Raw genomic sequence first — 15242 nt, 5'->3', positions numbered from 1 at the left:
CGGGTCAGCGCAGGTCGTTGGCGAAGCGTACGGCCTGGGCCCGGTCCCGCAGCCCGAGCTTGGCGAACAGATTGTTGATGTGGGTCTTCACCGTGGCGGTGCTGACGAAGAGCCGTTCGGCGATCTCGGCGTTGTTCAGGCCGTCACCGATCAGGCCCAGGACCTCCTGTTCCCGGGGAGTCAGCTCCGAGAGCGCGGTCGGCGACTGCGCCGTGCCGGTGCCGAGGCCGGACACCAGACGGGCCGAGACCGCCGGGTCGAAGGTCGCCTGGCCGCGTGCGACCGACCGGATCGCGGCGGCGATGTCGGCCCGGGACGCGTCCTTGGTCAGATAGCCGCGGGCACCGGCCCGCAGCGCACCCGCGATCGAGGCGTCATCGTCGAAGGTCGTCAACACCAGCACGCCGGTGCCAGGATGCTCGGCAAGGATCCGAGCGGTCGCCGTGGCGCCGTCCATCACTGGCATCCGCAGGTCCATCAGCACCACGTCGGGATGCAGGGACTCGACCAAGTCGTACGCCTCCTGGCCGTTGCTGCCGGATCCAGCGACGGTGATCCCTTCGATCAGCGACAGGACGGTCACCAGCCCGTCCCGGACGATGTCCTGGTCGTCGACGACGATCACCCGAACGTCGTCGCTCTGGTCCGGTTCGGTCATTCCGCCACTCCTTCTCCCGGCCAGTCGGCGGTCACGACCCACCGGCCGCCCTCCGCACCGGCTCGTAGTCCGCCGCCCACGTCCTTCATCCGCCGCTGCATGCTCTCCAGCCCGAAACCGTCTCCGCTGTCGGCCAGCTCGCCGTGCCCACGATCCGGATTCAGGGCGTTGATCAATTCCAGCTTGACCTGTGGCCCGGAGAAGATCAGCGACGCGGAGGCCCGGCCGCCTGGCGCATGTTTGTTCATGTTCGTGATCGCCTCCCTGGCGACCGCCGCGAACGCCTCGGCGGTCTGGCTCGGGATCAGCCGTGGCGGACCGACGATGTCCAGCCGCAGACCGAGCCGCATGCCGACCGGGCCGTTGAGCACCGCCGCGACGGCGTCGGTGACGCTGGCCGTGTCGGGCCGCTCGTCACTGCGCAGCTCGCGGACAGCCGCCCGGGCGTCCCGGAGTCCCTCGACGGCCAGTTGCCGCGACGTCCGCAGCCGCTCGCCGACCTGATCCCGTCCTCCGCCCGCGTCCAGGACCGCCTCGGCGGCATCCAGTTGGACGACCAGCCCGCCGAGCGCGTGCGCCAGCAGGTCGTGCAGGTCGCGGGCGATCCGGTTGCGCTCCTCGAGTGCCGCGGCGCGGGCGGTCTCGGTGCGGGTCTGCTCGGTCTGTTTGATCAGCTCCAGGCTGCGCTGCTCCAGCTGGCGGCTGCGTTCGACCAGTTCGGCCTGCTGCTGCCGGCGGATCGCCGACTGCCTGCGGGTGATCCCGAGCAGCAGGATGCCCAGCACGCCGGCGGTGTTCCACAGCAACACCGAGGTGGTCGGCTCGGCCCGCACCTGCAGGGCAACCAGGGTGATCGCCCCGGCGCCCCAACCGACCGCCGCCAGCAGGTACGGGGCCCGCGGCCGACCGACCAGGATGACGCAGCCGGTGCCGAAGAGGAACCAGCCGGTGAAGTTCGTCGGGGCGGCGATCACACCGCCCAGCACGCAGACCACCGCAGCCACCGGGAAGGGCCACAGCGGCGTGCTCTCCGACACGTTGTCGTAGAACCCCGAATACAGCAGCCCCAGCAGACCGACAAAGGCGATGATCACCACCACCGTCTCGGCCGTCGCATGGCTGAAGGCGCCCAGGACCACCGAATACCAGAAGGCGGCTATCGCCATCAGCAGCCGGAGCAGCACCCCACTGGTCTGGTTGCTGCGCAGCTGCCGGGCGATAGCCACCCTTAGATTCGGGACCCGGTCCACAACCGCGATCCTACGAACCCAGCACGGAATCGGCGCGTTGGTCGACCTGGCCGAGTTCGTGCCGGGCGATCCGTTCGCGGACGACCAGCACCTGGATCCCCTTGACGATCGCGACCATGAAGATGATCACCGCGGTGTTGGAGGCCAGCGTCGCTCCCAGGAAGCCGCCGAGCGTGGCCATCCCGATCCGCAACGCGATGAAGCCGAACCAGACGACCAGCCCGGCGGGCCGCAGCCGGGTCTGGGTGGATCCGTTGACGGTCGCAACCTGGCTCAGTCGGCCCATCAGCCAACCGCCGAGGACAGCCAGGCACAGCTCGAAGCCGATCAGGACGACATCCAGGCCGCTGATCTTGGACAGCAGCGCATTGTTCCAGCTGCTCGAGGCCTCGACGACGCCGACGATGCCCAGAATCAGGGGCATCCGCAGCTGCCGGGCCGGCTGTTGCCAACGCATCTGGCGGAATGAGATGAAGATCAGCACGGCGATGCCGATCAGGATGGTGAGGACGGTTTGCGGTGACATCGTTTCGACCTCCAGGTCCGGGTTGGTGATGTCTCAAGTCTTCGGAAAAGCCGAGCTCGAGCCCACCAACTCCGGGTGGAGTTGCGGGTGGAGAAGTCCGGGTGGAGAGGTCACCCACGGGCGCGGCGGCAACCCACCCACAAACAACACAGCACCACGAACGACAGGCACGACAATAGGTCCGACGTTCACGACCTGAGGAGATTCGAGTGCCGGACCACCGTGGAAGCGGGCTCACGATCGCCTTGGTCAGCTCCGCGTCGTTCGCCCTGAGCGGTATGTTCGCCAGCTCGCTGATCGACGACGGCTGGTCGTCCGGAGCGATCACGACGGTACGGATCCTCGGCGCCGCAGTGGTCTTGTTCCTGCCGGCGCTGCGATCACTGCGCGGGGACTGGGGCGTGGTGTCGCGAGCCCGCTGGCAGTTGCTCGGCTTCGGGATCTTTGCGGTCACCCTGGCTCAGCTCGGATTCTTCAGCGCGGTCCGGTTCATCCCACCTGCCCTGGCGCTTCTGATCGAATATCTCGGTCCGGTCCTGCTGGTCGGCTGGACCACCGCCCGCACCCGGAAGGCTCCGGCCCGGTTGACCCTGCTCGGCGTCGTGGTGGCCCTGGTCGGTCTGGTGCTGGTGTCCGGAGTGATCGGCTCGGTTCACCTGAACCCGTTGGGCATCGGGTTGGGCCTCTTGGCCGCACTGGGCAATGCCGTCTACTGGGCGCTGGGCGCCTCGCAGACCCACGGTCTGCCGCCCGTGGCGCTGGCAGGTTTAGGGCTCGGCATCGGCGGCATCCTGCTGGCGATCGTGGCGGCGGTCGGACTGCTGCCCGTCCGGATGAGCGCGGGAGCCGCGACTCTGGCCGATCGCGGCTGGCCGGCACCGGCCATGATCATCGCGCTGATCCTGATCGCCACCGTGCTGCCGTACGTCACCGGGATCGTCGCGACCCGGCGCCTCGGGGCGACCGTGGCCAGCTTCATCGGTTACGGCGAGCCGATCTTCGCGATCGTCTGGATGGCGCTGCTGTTGGCAGAGGTGCCGACCCCAATGCAGTTCGCCGGTGCGGCGGCGATCATCGCCGGAGTCGTCCTGGTCAGGCTTGGCGAGCTCATCCGCCGAGACGCAGGTCGGGCTGGATCGCTCGCGCGTAGTCGACCGTGGGATACGGAATGAATCCCAGCGACTCGTAGAGTGCGCGCGCCGGCGCGTGAAAAGCATCACCACCGGTTCCGATGTGCACGACGACCACGCCGCCGTCCCTCAGCCGGTCGATCACGGACAGGCAGAGAGCCCGCGCAACGCCCCTGCGCCGGGCATCGGGGTGAACGGCGACCATCTCAAGCCGGCCCGAGGTCTGGTTCGTGATGTTCCAGCCCACGTAGCCGAGCGGCTTTCCGTCCTCCTCCGCCAGTGTGATGAATCGATCTTCGGCCGGTGCGAACAGCGACGGGACCTCGGCGCGATAGTCGTCTTCCCATCGGCCGTGATCGTGCGCGGTCACTTCGGGCCGAAGGTCGACCAATGATCCGACGAACAGCGGCCGGAAGGTCTCGATCGTGAGATCGATCAGCGCCGGAATGTCGGACGGCGTGCAGTCGCGGATCTGCATGAATGTACCTCTTTCGTGCGTGGGGTGACGGTCCTGCCCTGGCGGACGAGAGCGGATCGACAAGGTCGTCCTGGTCAGGTCAGGCGGGCTGCCCGACCACGTCGGCGGAGCAGTCGGAATGTCCGGAGGGACTCCTCGGCGATCATGATCATCTGCTCGGCGTCCCGGGCCGAAGAGCGGACCGCGACTGTGCCTGCATACATGGCGTTGATCAAGGCCGACGACCAGGCGTGGGCCACCCTGTTCTCGCTCTCGTCCGGTGATGCTCCAGCGATCTCGGCCCAGCCCTGGTCGTGCGCACGCCGGGCGGAGCTGTCGTAGGCCGAGGTCATCGCGGTGTCGAACATCGCCGGCCCGATCCGGGCGGCGTTCCAGTCGATGATCAACGGCACTGAACCCGGTCCCGTCGACCGGAGCACGTTGAGGCCGTAGAGATCTCCATGCAGGACAGTCGGCGTGAATCCCGCGACGCAACTGCCGAAGTCGGCATCCGTCGCCAACCGGTCGAGCAGGTGGGAGGCCCGGGTGAACAGCTGCTCCCGCAGCACCCCGCGCGCCCGCCGCAGTTGATCGGGACCGAATTCGGTGAGCGCGCGGCGGACGAACTCTTCGTCGATGGGTTCAAGATCACCAGCCAGACCGGACGTCCGGCCGACGAAGCTGGCGTGCAGCCGGCCGATACAGCGATGCACGATGTCGGGTGCTTCACCCATGATGCCGACCGGTTCACCACTGTGGAAAGGGATCACGATCCACGGTCCACGATCATCGATCCCGGAAGCGAGCAGCACCGGCAGCATCGGCTCGTCGAGATCAGCGAACAGCCTGAGCGCGACCAGCTCCGAGTGCGAGGTGCGCTTGACCACGACGTCCTGACCTGACAAGCGGGCTCGCGCCACCTCAGACCCGGAGACTCCGCCGGACAAGGGCAGCACATCGGACAGCTCGAGGTCTCCTGGTCCGGGCACGTGCGACATTCTGTCGATGTCGCACTGTTCCGGCGAGATCATCGCGAGCGTATCCCTTGCCTGCTCGGTCCGTAGCGCACGGAACCATCGCCCTAGTGGGCAGCGTCGAACCAGGACCTGCCGATACCCACCGACACGTCCAGTGGCACCGCAAGCTCGACCGCGTGGCCCATCTTGTCGCGTACCAATGCCTCAAGATCATCCCGCTCCCCCGGCGCGATCTCGAAGATCAACTCGTCGTGCACCTGGAGCAGCATCCTGGATCTCATTCCCGAATCGTCCAATGCCTTCTCCGTGTCCAGCATCGCGATCTTGATGATGTCGGCCGCCGATCCCTGGATCGGTGCGTTCAATGCCATCCGCTCAGCCATCTCCCGGCGCTGCCGGTTGTCGCTGACCAGATCCGGCAGGTAGCGGCGCCGGCCGAGGATGGTCTCGGTGTATTCGGTCTGACGGGCGTCCTCGACCAACGACCGCAGATAGTCACGGACACCGCCGAAGCGCTCGAAATACTCGTCCATCAGGCCCTTGGCCTCGGACACCTCGATCCCCAACTGCTGACTCAGGCCGTACGCACTCAGCCCGTACGCCAGACCGTAATTCATCGCCTTGATCTTGGCCCGCTGCGCCGGGGTGACCGAGTCGGCAGCAACGCCGAACACTCGCGATGCCGTAACGGTGTGGAAGTCGACACCGGAGTTGAACGCCTCGATCAGCCCGGCGTCCTTGGACTGGTCGGCCATGATCCGCATCTCGATCTGGCTGTAATCGGCGCTCATCAGCGAGTCGAAATCTTTGCCGACTACGAATGCCTCACGGATCCGCCGGCCGGCCTCGGTCCGGATCGGGATGTTCTGCAGGTTCGGATCGGTGCTGGACAACCGGCCTGTGGCCGCGATCGTCTGCATGTAGGTGGTGTGGATCCGGCCGTCGTCGGAGATCGCCGCCAGCAGTCCCTCGACGGTCTGCTTCAGCCGGATCGCGTCGCGGTGCTTGAGCAGATGGGCCAGGAACGGGTGCTCGGTCTTGACGAACAGGCCCTGCAGCGCATCGGCGTCGGTGGTGTAACCGGTCCGGGTGCGCCGGGTCTTGGGCATCCCCAACTCGTCGAAGAGCACTGCCTGCAACTGCTTCGGCGAGCCCAGATTGATCTCTTTGTCGAGCACGGAGTACGCGTCCTGGGCGGCCTCGTCGACCGTCGAGCCGAAGTCGGATTCCAGCTCCTGCAGATGATCGACGTCGATGGCGATCCCGGTCCGCTCCATCCGGGCCAGCGTCCGCTGCAGCGGCAGCTCGACCTCCTGCAACAGCTTGGTGCCACCATGATCATCGATCTCTGAATCCAGCGCCGCGGCAAGATCGACAACGGCCCGGGCCTGGACCATCGCGGCGTTGGCGATCGTCTGGTGATCATCCTCGGACTCGAACTCCAGAGCCAGCTGGCCTTGGCTGTCCTCCTCGGTCGGCTCGAGCTCGGCGACGTCGATCTTGAGCTCGCGTTTCAGGTAGCGGACCGTCAGGTCGTCCAGCTGATACGTACGCTGGTCCGGCCGGACCAGGTAGGCGGCCAGCTGGGTGTCCGACACCAGTCCCTGCAGCTCCCAGCCGCGCTCCCAGATCGCCAGCAGCGGGCCCTTGGCGTCGTGGATCACCTTCTGCCGCTGCGGATCCACGAGCCAGCCGGCGAACGCCTCTTCGTCCTCCGGGCTGAATTCAGCTGTGGTCGCGTACGCCGCCGCACCGTCGCCGGCGGCCAGCGCAACCGCGGTGATGTCGCCGGTGCCGGCACCCCAGTGGCCGATCGGGGCGACGCCGACCCGTCCGACGCCGGCGTGCTCAGCCAGCCACTCGCCCAACTGTCCCGGATCCAGCACCGAGCCGGCCAGCTCGAAACCGCCCTGGGGCTCGGCGTCGGCATCGTGCTGCGGCAGATACTCCATCAGCCGGTCCCGCAGCACCCGGAACTCGAGGCCGTCGAAGAGCGTGTGCACCGCCTCGCGGTCCCACTCCTGCCACCCGAGATCGTCCACGCCCAGGGGTAGCTCGAGGTCGCAGACCAGCGCGTTGATCTGGCGGTTCAGCTGGACGTCGGCGATCCGCTCCCGGAATGCGTCGCCGGCCTTGCCCTTGATCTCACCGGCATGGGTGATCACATTCTCCAGGCCGTCGTAGGTGTCCAGCCACTTGGCCGCGGTCTTCGGACCGACGCCCGGAATGCCCGGCAGGTTGTCACTGGTCTCCCCGACCAGCGCCGCGAGCTCCGGATAGCGGGCCGGGGTCACCAGATAACGGTCCAGCACCGCGTCCGGCGTCATCCGTGCCAGGTCCGAAACACCCTTCCGCGGATAGAGCACAGTGACCTGCTCGTCGACCAGTTGGAAGGAGTCCCGGTCACCGGAGCAGATCAGCACCTCCATGCCGTGCTCCTCGGCCTGCTTGGTCAGCGTGCCGATGATGTCGTCGGCCTCGAAGCCGTCCTTGTCGACGTAGCGGATGTTGAGCGCGTCGAGCACCTCCCGGATCAGCGCGACCTGGCCCTTGAACTCGTCCGGCGATTTGGACCGGTTGGCCTTGTAGTCGGAGTAGGCCTCGGTCCGGAAGGTTTGCCGGCTGACGTCGAAGGCCACCCCGACATGGGTCGGCCGCTCGTCGCGGAGCACGTTGATCAACATCGAGGTGAATCCGAACACGGCGTTGGTGTGCTGCCCGGTCTTGGTCGAGAAGTTCTCCACCGGCAGCGCGAAGAACGCCCGGTACGCCACCGAATGCCCGTCGATCAGCAACAGTCGCGGTTTCTCCGGCTCCGGCGCGGGCGTTGCTTTCTTCGCGGCCGCCTTCCTGGCGGCGGCTCGTACGGCTTGGGTCTGCGTCGGCACGAACCCGACTCTAGACGGCTCCACCGACAGCGGCCATTCAGCGCCGGATCGCGCGGCTGACGATAGTTTGTGCCCATGCCGGACGTGACCCCTGACCTGCCCGAGAAAGTGGGCGGCCTGCCCGAGTGGACCCAGGATTTCACCAGTGCCTTGGACGCGAAGATGGGGTTCGAGCTGCTCGAGCTCAGCCCGGAGCGGGCGGTCGGCCGCGTCCCCGTCGAGGGCAACACCCAGCCGTTCGGGCTGTGGCACGGCGGCGCGTCGTGCGTGATGGCCGAGACGCTCGGCTCGATGGCGGCCTTCGCCCATGCCCGACCGGACGCCATCCCGGTCGGGGTCGACATCAACGCCACCCACCACCGGGCCGTACGGTCCGGTCACGTCACCGGCGTGGCCACGGCGATCCGGCTCGGCCGCACGACGGCGATGTACGAGATCGTGCTCACCGACGACCAGGACCACAGGATCTGCACCGCGCGGCTGACCTGTCAGCTGCTTCCCGCGCCCAGCTGAACCGGCGACCGTCCGGCCACGTCACGGCTCGATCAGGCGACCGTCGACGACCAGGCCGCCCGATTGCTTGACGATCCGCGTAGCGGGCTCGATCTGCATCGAGACGATGCCGGCGATGCTGCCGATCCGGTCGCTGGCCACCTGGTAGAGATGGTCGAGATCACGGCAGGTCAGCGAGGCCATCAGGTTGGTCCGGCCACTGATCGCCGCGGCATAACCCACCTCGGGAATGTCGGCGATCTCCCGGCCGACCCGGTCCAGCTGTGACGGGCTCACCATCATGTCGATCCTGGCGTACATCGGATAGCCGAAAAGTGTCGCTGCCAGATCGAGATCGATCATCACCGTACGGCTCCGGATCAGCGTGGCCAATCGACGGGCCGCCCGTCCCTCGCTGATCCCGGCGGCCTCGGCCAGCCGCGCCGTCCCGGCGCGCCCGTCGACGACGAGGCAGTCGACGATGGCGGTGTCGTACGGCTCCAGCGTGACGGTGCGGTTCTCGGCCGCCTGCTCGTTCTGGATCGGCGGCACCGCCGAGTCGGCCAGTTGCGCCGCCTCCTCACTGCTGAGGACGGTCTCCAGTCCCGCCCAATCCATCGACTCCATGCCGATGAAGACGTGCAGGATCACGCGGGCTTCGATGTCGAGCACCTGAGCCGTCCGCGGCAGGCTCCTGGTGAGCAGCAGCTCCCGGCTTTCGGCAGACAACGACCGGACGGCGAAACTCACCTCGGAACCGGCGCCGGAGATCCCCACCCACGCCACGTCCGGCCGTTTCGCAAGGGCGGTGGCGATCGAGGTCGAGGCATCCGGTCGGCACCGCACGCGGACATTCCACGCCTGCTGGCCGAGGGCCATCGGATTGACCAGACCGAAGATCCTGATCATGCCCTGGCGCCGTAGCGCGCTGTAGCGCCGGGACACAGTGCGCTCGTGCATCCCGAGCACCGCTGCGAGCCGGGCGAAGCTGGCTCGCGGTGCCATTTGCAGTGCCCGGATCAGTCGCAGATCATCCGGCTCCATCGCCCACCCTCTGTCGCAATCCCTCGAATCGATTCTCAAGAGTGACAGACAACCACACGTAAGCTCGTTTCAGCGTCTGAACTCGTGATGTCGCGAGGTAGACCTCTCCCAGAATCTCAAGATCGGAGGGACCGTGTCTACCATCAAACGACTGAGTCTCGGCGTTGTCTGCGCCGCGACCTTCATGCTGCTGCTCGACGTCACGATCGTGACCGTCGCACTCCCCGACATCGAACGCGATCTCGGTGCCGGCCTTTCCGACCTGCAATGGGTCACCGACGCGTACGCGCTCACGCTGGCAGCCCTGCTGCTCACCTCGGGCGTGCTGGCCGACCGCTTCGGCCGCAAGCGTCTCTTCCTCGCCGGTCTGGCCGTCTTCACCGCCGGTTCGCTGGCCTGCGCGCTGGCGCAGGATCCGACCGCGCTGATCATCTCCCGGGCCGCGCAGGGCGTCGGCGGCGCCGTGCTCTTCGCCACCTCGCTGGCGCTGCTCGCGGCCACCTTCCATGGCCGGGAGCGCGGCGTCGCCTTCGGCGTCTGGGGTGCCGTCACCGGCCTGGCTACCGCTCTCGGCCCGGTGCTCGGTGGCGTGATCACGACCGGACTCGACTGGCGGGGCGTGTTCTGGGTGAACCTGCCGATCGGCGTCGTGGCGTTCGCGATCGGAGCGCGCTACCTGGAGGAGTCCCGTGTTCCGCACGCCCACCGACCGGATATCGCCGGCTTCGTGACGCTGACGGCGACGCTGGCGGGACTCGTCTACGGCCTGATCCGGGCCAGTGAATCCGGTTGGGACGACCGGATCGTGATCGGCAGTTTCGTCGCAGCCGCGGTCCTGCTGATCGCCTTCATCGTCATCGAGCACGCGGTCGCCCACCCGATGTTCGACCTCGGCCTGCTCCGGATCCCGACGTTCGTCGGTGGACTGGTGGCGGCGTTCGCGATGAACGGCTCCCTCTTCGCGATGCTGCTCTACGTCACGCTCTACCTGCAGAACGATCTGCAGTACTCGGCCCTGGCCAGCGGCGTACGGCTGCTGCTGATGTCGGGGATCGCCATGATCACGGCCACCATCGCCGGGCGGCTCTCCGCGCACCTGCCGGTCCGCTGGCTGATCGGTCCCGGCCTGGTCCTGGTCGGCCTCGGACTGTTCACGATGGCGGGCATCACCGCAGCCGACGGATGGGCCCACCTGATCCCCGGACTGATCATCGCCGGGGCCGGCTCCGGCCTGGTCAACCCGCCGCTCGCGTCCACCGCGGTCGGCGTGGTTCACCACCGCAGCGCCGGCATGGCCTCGGGCGCCAACACCACGCTCCGGCAGGTCGGTATCGCGGTCGGCATCGCCGCCTACGGCTCGATCTTCGCGGCCGCGCTGCGGAACCACGGCGCGACCGACGGTCTGAGGACCGCGTACGCCGGTGGCCTCAACGAGCTGTTCGTGGTCTCCGGCGGCCTGGCCGTGCTGGGCGGGCTGTTGGCGCTGGCACTGATCCGGTCGAGGGATTTCGTCGCAGCGGCACCGGTGCAGCCAGAGCTGGACCCGGCGCGGCCAGGGCCGGAGGTGTCGCAGGTCTGATCCCAGGGCGCTTCGACACGCCCGCCTCAGTCCTCGCCGAGGTAAGCCTTGCGGACCCGTTCGTCGCTGAGCAGCGCCCGGCCGGTGTTCTCCAGGGTGATCACTCCGGTCTCCAGCACGTAGCCGTAGTCGGCCAGCGAGAGCGCGGCCTGGGCGTTCTGCTCCACCAGCAGGATGGTCACACCCTCCTGCTGCAACTCGGCGATGGTGGTCATGATCCGCTGCATCATCAGCGGCGACAGGCCCATCGACGGCTCGTCCAGCATCAGCAGCCGCGGATGGCTCAGCAGTGACCGGCCGATGGCCAGCATCTGCTGCTCGCCGCCGGAGAAGGTGCCGGCCGGCTGGGCCCTGCGCTCGTACAGGACCGGGAACAGGCCGTACGCCCGTTGCAGGTCCTTGGCGATGCCGGCCTTGTCCTTGCGGGCGAACGCCCCCAACCGCAGGTTGTCCTCCACGGTCAGCCGCGGGAAGATCCGCCGGCCCTCCGGTGAGTGGGCCAGGCCGAGGCCGACGATCTCATGGGCCGGCTGCGCGTCGATCCGCCGGCCGTCGAACCAGATCTCGCCGGATTCGGCGCGCAGCAGACCCGAGATCGTCTTCAAGGTGGTGGTCTTGCCGGCGCCGTTGGTGCCGAGCAGACAGACGATCTGCCCCTCCTCCACCGTGAAACTGACGCCCTTGACCGCCCGCACCCGCCCGTAGGCGACCTTCAGGTCCTTGATCTCAAGCATCTCGACCCACCTGTCCATCGGCCTCCTGGGCTCCGGTGCCGATGTAGGCCTCGATCACCCGCGGATCGGATTGCACCTGGTCCGGGGTGCCGAGCACCAGCGGCCGACCCTGCACCAGGCACAGCACCCGGTCGCAGAGATTGAAGATGAAGCGCATGTCGTGCTCGATGGTGATCACCGCCAGCCCGCGGTCCTTGATCTTGAAGATCAGCTCCTCGGCCTGCCGGGTCTCCTGCGGATTCATGCCGGCGGTCGGCTCGTCCAGCAATAGCAGTTTCGGATCGGTGGCCAGGGCCCGGGCGATCTCCAATCGTCGTTGATCGCCGTAGGACAGATTGCGGGCCAGATTGCCGGCCACTTCCGGCAGACCGACGAAATCCAGCAGCTCGGTCGCGCGGTCCTCGGTCTCCCGCTCTTCGCGCCGGTACTTGGGCCCGCGGACGATGGAGGTCAACGGCCCCGACGACGTCCGGCAGTAGCGGGCCACCATGACGTTCTCCAGAGCGGTCATGTTGGCGAAGAGCCGGATGTTCTGGAACGTCCGGGCGACGCCGGCACGGACCACTCTGCCCGGCTTCGGGGGTAGCAGGGCGCCGTTGAACACCACCCGACCAGAGGTGGGTTTGTACAACCCCGTGAGGCAGTTGAAAAAGGTCGTCTTGCCGGCACCGTTGGGACCGATCAGCCCCATGATCTCGCCCGGGTAGACGTCGAAGTCGACCTTGTCGACGGCCACCAGGCCACCGAAGCGCATGGTCACCTGGCGGGCGCTGAGCAGTGGCTCGAGTTCGGTCGGGGTCCCGGCGTCGGTCGTCGCTGTCTGGGTCATCGGCTTGCTCCTTCCACAGCCACTGCTCCGGTCGACGGCCCGAGGTTGTCGTCGAGTCGCTCGGCCAACTCCTCGTCCTCGTCGTGGAACTCCAGTTGCCGTCGCTCGCTGGCGATGATGCCCTCGGGCCGGAAGCGCATCATCACGACCAGCAGCAGGCCGAAGAACATCAGCCGGTACTCGTTGACGAACCGCAGTTTCTCCGGCATCAGCTGCAACAGGGTCGCGCCGATCAGCACGCCCAGCACCGTGCCCATGCCGCCGAGCACCACGGCCGCCAGCAGGAAGGACGACTGCAGGAAGACGTACGAGTCCGGGGTGACGGAGATGTCGACATGGGCCTTGATCGACCCGGCGACGCCCGCCAGGAAAGCGCCGCTGGCGAAGGCCAAGAGCTTGAGTCCGAAGACGTTGACCCCCATCGCCTCGGCCGCCTTCTCATCCTCCCGGATCGCGACCCAGCCGCGGCCGATCCGGGAGTTGTTCAACCTGCTGAAGATCAAGATCACGATCGCCAGCCAGATCAGCAGGATGAAGTAGTAGTTGGCAAACCGGCCGATCTCGATCCCGGCGATCGTGTGGGTCGCCCCGAAGTCGAAGCCGAAGAGATTCAGGTCACCGGTGTCGGAGATGCCGCGGGATCCATGGGTGAGATCCGGACCGTCGCTGCCGTCCAGGTTGTTCATCGACAACCGGAAGATCTCACCGAAGGCGAGGGTGATGATCGCCAAGTAGTCGCCGGACACCCGCAGCGTCGGCGATCCGATGACCAGGCCGAGGGTGGCCGCGACGCACCCGCTGAGCAGCATCGTCACGATGAAGGGCGGATGCACGTCGAAGGTGGCCATCGCCGTGCCGGACAGCATGGCGGCTACGAAGGCGCCGGAGCCGAGAAAGGCGATGTAGCCGAGGTCGAGCAGTCCGGCCAGGCCGACCACGATGTTCAAGCCCATCGCGGTCGCGGCGAAGACCAGCACCTGTGCGGCGATCGACATGTTGGCGTCGGACCCACCCTGGGTGAACGGGAAGAGGAACGCCACCAGGAAGGCGGCGAGCAACATCACCCGGCGGTGGGCGCCGGTTGCAGCGGTCAGCCATCCGAGGGCACCCGTCCGGAGCAGCACCGCGACCCCGACACCGGTGTAGACGATGAACGTGACGAAGGTGCCGGGATTGCTCTGGTCCAGCGCGTAGTAGGCGACGAACAACATCACCAGCATCACCACGGCGATGGCCAGGATGCTCAGCCAGCCTGGCGTCTTCAGCCGGTTGACGGTCGGCGCGCCCTCCTGGACCAGGAACCGCGTCGCGACGAAACCGATCAAGGCGGCGGCGAGCCCGACCCAGGCGCCGTAGTTGATGTTGATCGTGCCGCCGAGTTGGACCGAGATCGCACCCGCGATCACCACGAAGATGATCAACAGGCCGGTGGCCAGTGCTCGCGCGCCTCGGATCCAGCCGACCCGGGTCCGGCCGAAACCTGCAGGCCAGCGGATCGAGCAGACGACAAGGGCGGGCAGCACCAGTCCCATGCCCAAGGCGATGAACTGGATGAAGCTCGGGCCGCCGACGTAGGTCACGTTGTCCAGCGCATCGGAGCCGTACGCCCACGGCAGGTAAGCGGATGCGGCGATGATCACGCCGCACGCGATTGTCACGATCCGCGCGACGGGCCCGTAGCGACGGCGGATGGCGACCGGGATACCGGGAAGGCTCATGCGCGGTCCACCACCCGGGCGCCGAGCAGGCCCTGCGGGCGGAACACCAGGATCAGGATCAGGACGACGAACGCCCAGACGTCCTTCCAGGCCGAGCCGTGCGGCATCACCTGCGTGGCCAGGGACTCCAGGACGCCGATCACCAGGCCGCCGACCAGCGCGCCCCAGATGTTGCCGATACCGCCGAGAACGGCGGCGGAGAAGGCCTTCAGACCGGCGATGAAGCCCATCTTGAAGTTGATGTTGGTGTTCATCATCCCCTGGGCGGTGCCGGCGATGGCGGCCAGCACGGCGCCGACCGCGAAGGCGATCATGATGATCCGGTCGACGTTGATCCCCATCAGCCGAGCTGTGTCAGGGTCCTGCGATGTTGCCTGCATCGCCCGCCCGATCCTGCTCTTGTTGACGAACAGGTAGAGGAAGACCGTGCAGACGATCAGGGCGGCCAGGGTGAAGATCGTCGGCCGGTCGATGTCGAGGCCACCGAGTTTGATCGCGGTGCCGGTGACGCCCTCGATGGTCGGGAAAGTGACGTTGGCCTTGGCATCGGGGAAGCCGGGAATCCTTCCGTAGAAGAGCCGGACGAACTCCTGCAGGAACACCGAGACGCCGATCGCGGTGATCAACGGCGCCAGCCGCGGCGAATTCCGCAACGGACGGTACGCGACCCGCTCCATCAGCAGCGCGATCGCCACCGAGGCGACCATGCCGCCGATCAGCATGATCGGAAGCATCCACAACCCCAGCTGTTGCCCCGGCACCAGCAGCCAGACGGTCATCGAGCCGAACGCACCGACCATGAAGACCTCGCCGTGGGCGAAGTTGATCAACTGGATGATGCCGTAGACGACGGTGTAGCCGACGGCGATCAGTGCGTACAACGCACCGAGCGAAAGCCCGTCGACCATGGCTTGCAGAACGATCACTACCCGACTCCGATCCTGGACGATCCGGCCCCTG

The 15242-nt window shown here is 67.2% G+C and carries 14 protein-coding genes; 3 read left to right on the top strand and 11 right to left on the bottom strand.

The window, feature by feature from the left end; all coding sequences use genetic code 11:
• Positions 1 to 4: 4 nt before the first annotated feature.
• From IEY07_RS19000 to IEY07_RS18990, 3 genes are read right to left on the bottom strand one after another with little or no spacing between them, the layout of a single operon-like run.
• On the bottom strand, positions 5 to 658 hold the full coding sequence (locus IEY07_RS19000; RefSeq protein WP_188896977.1) for a response regulator: 654 nt from the start codon (positions 656 to 658) through the stop codon (positions 5 to 7).
• Positions 655 to 1884, bottom strand: coding sequence for a sensor histidine kinase (locus IEY07_RS18995; protein WP_229670337.1), 1230 nt, complete (start codon positions 1882 to 1884; stop codon positions 655 to 657). Before IEY07_RS18995 ends, IEY07_RS19000 begins: the two co-directional genes overlap by 4 nt.
• Positions 1885 to 1918: 34 nt before the next feature.
• Positions 1919 to 2434: a hypothetical protein gene (locus tag IEY07_RS18990; protein WP_188896976.1), complete on the bottom strand. Its 516-nt coding sequence runs from the start codon at positions 2432 to 2434 to the stop codon at positions 1919 to 1921.
• Between the two features lie 209 nt (positions 2435 to 2643).
• On the opposite strand from IEY07_RS18990, the gene IEY07_RS18985 reads away from it, so the two are divergent.
• Entirely contained in the window at positions 2644 to 3606 is a 963-nt protein-coding gene (locus IEY07_RS18985) for an EamA family transporter (protein WP_229670335.1), read from the top strand.
• Here IEY07_RS18985 and IEY07_RS18980 read toward each other — a convergent pair.
• The 3 genes from IEY07_RS18980 to polA form a co-directional block, all read right to left on the bottom strand.
• Positions 3542 to 4042, bottom strand: coding sequence for a GNAT family N-acetyltransferase (locus tag IEY07_RS18980; protein WP_188896975.1), 501 nt, complete (start codon positions 4040 to 4042; stop codon positions 3542 to 3544). The genes IEY07_RS18985 and IEY07_RS18980 overlap by 65 nt on opposite strands.
• A 74-nt stretch (positions 4043 to 4116) precedes the next feature.
• Positions 4117 to 5010, bottom strand: a complete 894-nt coding sequence (locus tag IEY07_RS18975; protein ID WP_188896974.1) for an aminoglycoside phosphotransferase family protein — start codon at positions 5008 to 5010, stop codon at positions 4117 to 4119.
• A gap of 92 nt (positions 5011 to 5102) precedes the next feature.
• Positions 5103 to 7793, bottom strand: a complete 2691-nt coding sequence (gene polA, locus IEY07_RS18970) for a DNA polymerase I (protein WP_268239246.1) — start codon at positions 7791 to 7793, stop codon at positions 5103 to 5105.
• A 168-nt stretch (positions 7794 to 7961) separates the two neighbouring features.
• Between polA and IEY07_RS18965 the strand changes: the two genes are divergently transcribed.
• A complete protein-coding gene (locus tag IEY07_RS18965) occupies positions 7962 to 8399 on the top strand; it encodes a PaaI family thioesterase (RefSeq protein ID WP_188896972.1) in 438 nt (145 codons plus the stop codon).
• A gap of 21 nt (positions 8400 to 8420) precedes the next feature.
• On the opposite strand, the gene IEY07_RS18960 is transcribed toward IEY07_RS18965, so the two are convergent.
• Complete coding sequence (locus tag IEY07_RS18960) at positions 8421 to 9422, bottom strand: Lrp/AsnC family transcriptional regulator (protein WP_188896971.1); 1002 nt, start codon at positions 9420 to 9422, stop codon at positions 8421 to 8423.
• A 133-nt stretch (positions 9423 to 9555) separates the two neighbouring features.
• Here IEY07_RS18960 and IEY07_RS18955 point away from each other — a divergent pair, with 133 nt between their 5' ends.
• Complete coding sequence (locus IEY07_RS18955) at positions 9556 to 11001, top strand: MFS transporter (RefSeq protein WP_229670333.1); 1446 nt, start codon at positions 9556 to 9558, stop codon at positions 10999 to 11001.
• 26 nt (positions 11002 to 11027) lie between these two features.
• Here the strand turns inward: IEY07_RS18955 and IEY07_RS18950 are convergent, their stop codons facing one another.
• The 4 genes from IEY07_RS18950 to IEY07_RS18935 are packed head-to-tail and all read right to left on the bottom strand — an operon-like array spanning position 11028 to position 15208.
• A complete protein-coding gene (locus tag IEY07_RS18950; RefSeq protein WP_188896970.1) occupies positions 11028 to 11735 on the bottom strand; it encodes an ABC transporter ATP-binding protein in 708 nt (235 codons plus the stop codon).
• A complete protein-coding gene (locus IEY07_RS18945; RefSeq protein ID WP_188896969.1) occupies positions 11728 to 12564 on the bottom strand; it encodes an ABC transporter ATP-binding protein in 837 nt (278 codons plus the stop codon). Before IEY07_RS18945 ends, IEY07_RS18950 begins: the two co-directional genes overlap by 8 nt.
• Positions 12561 to 14282, bottom strand: a complete 1722-nt coding sequence (locus tag IEY07_RS18940; RefSeq protein WP_188896968.1) for a branched-chain amino acid ABC transporter permease — start codon at positions 14280 to 14282, stop codon at positions 12561 to 12563. Before IEY07_RS18940 ends, IEY07_RS18945 begins: the two co-directional genes overlap by 4 nt.
• Positions 14279 to 15208 (bottom strand): branched-chain amino acid ABC transporter permease, encoded by a 930-nt coding sequence (locus IEY07_RS18935; protein WP_229670332.1) that lies wholly within the window; start codon positions 15206 to 15208, stop codon positions 14279 to 14281. Before IEY07_RS18935 ends, IEY07_RS18940 begins: the two co-directional genes overlap by 4 nt.
• Between the last annotated feature and the right edge of the window lie 34 nt (positions 15209 to 15242).

This window comes from Microlunatus endophyticus, assembly GCF_014646195.1.
Lineage (GTDB): Bacteria > Actinomycetota > Actinomycetes > Propionibacteriales > Propionibacteriaceae > Microlunatus > Microlunatus endophyticus.
The sequence above is the reverse complement of the archived record's forward strand: the minus strand, read 5'-3'. Positions and strand labels throughout refer to the sequence as shown.

Coding starts and splice junctions, on each gene's coding strand:
- IEY07_RS18945 (WP_188896969.1), bottom strand. CDS start 12,564: ATGACCCAGACAGCGACGACCGACGCCGGGACCCCGACCGAACTCGAG.
- IEY07_RS18960 (WP_188896971.1), bottom strand. CDS start 9,422: ATGGAGCCGGATGATCTGCGACTGATCCGGGCACTGCAAATGGCACCG.
- IEY07_RS18965 (WP_188896972.1), top strand. CDS start 7,962: ATGCCGGACGTGACCCCTGACCTGCCCGAGAAAGTGGGCGGCCTGCCC.
- IEY07_RS18990 (WP_188896976.1), bottom strand. CDS start 2,434: ATGTCACCGCAAACCGTCCTCACCATCCTGATCGGCATCGCCGTGCTG.
- IEY07_RS19000 (WP_188896977.1), bottom strand. CDS start 658: ATGACCGAACCGGACCAGAGCGACGACGTTCGGGTGATCGTCGTCGAC.
- IEY07_RS18980 (WP_188896975.1), bottom strand. CDS start 4,042: ATGCAGATCCGCGACTGCACGCCGTCCGACATTCCGGCGCTGATCGAT.
- IEY07_RS18950 (WP_188896970.1), bottom strand. CDS start 11,735: ATGCTTGAGATCAAGGACCTGAAGGTCGCCTACGGGCGGGTGCGGGCG.
- IEY07_RS18940 (WP_188896968.1), bottom strand. CDS start 14,282: ATGAGCCTTCCCGGTATCCCGGTCGCCATCCGCCGTCGCTACGGGCCC.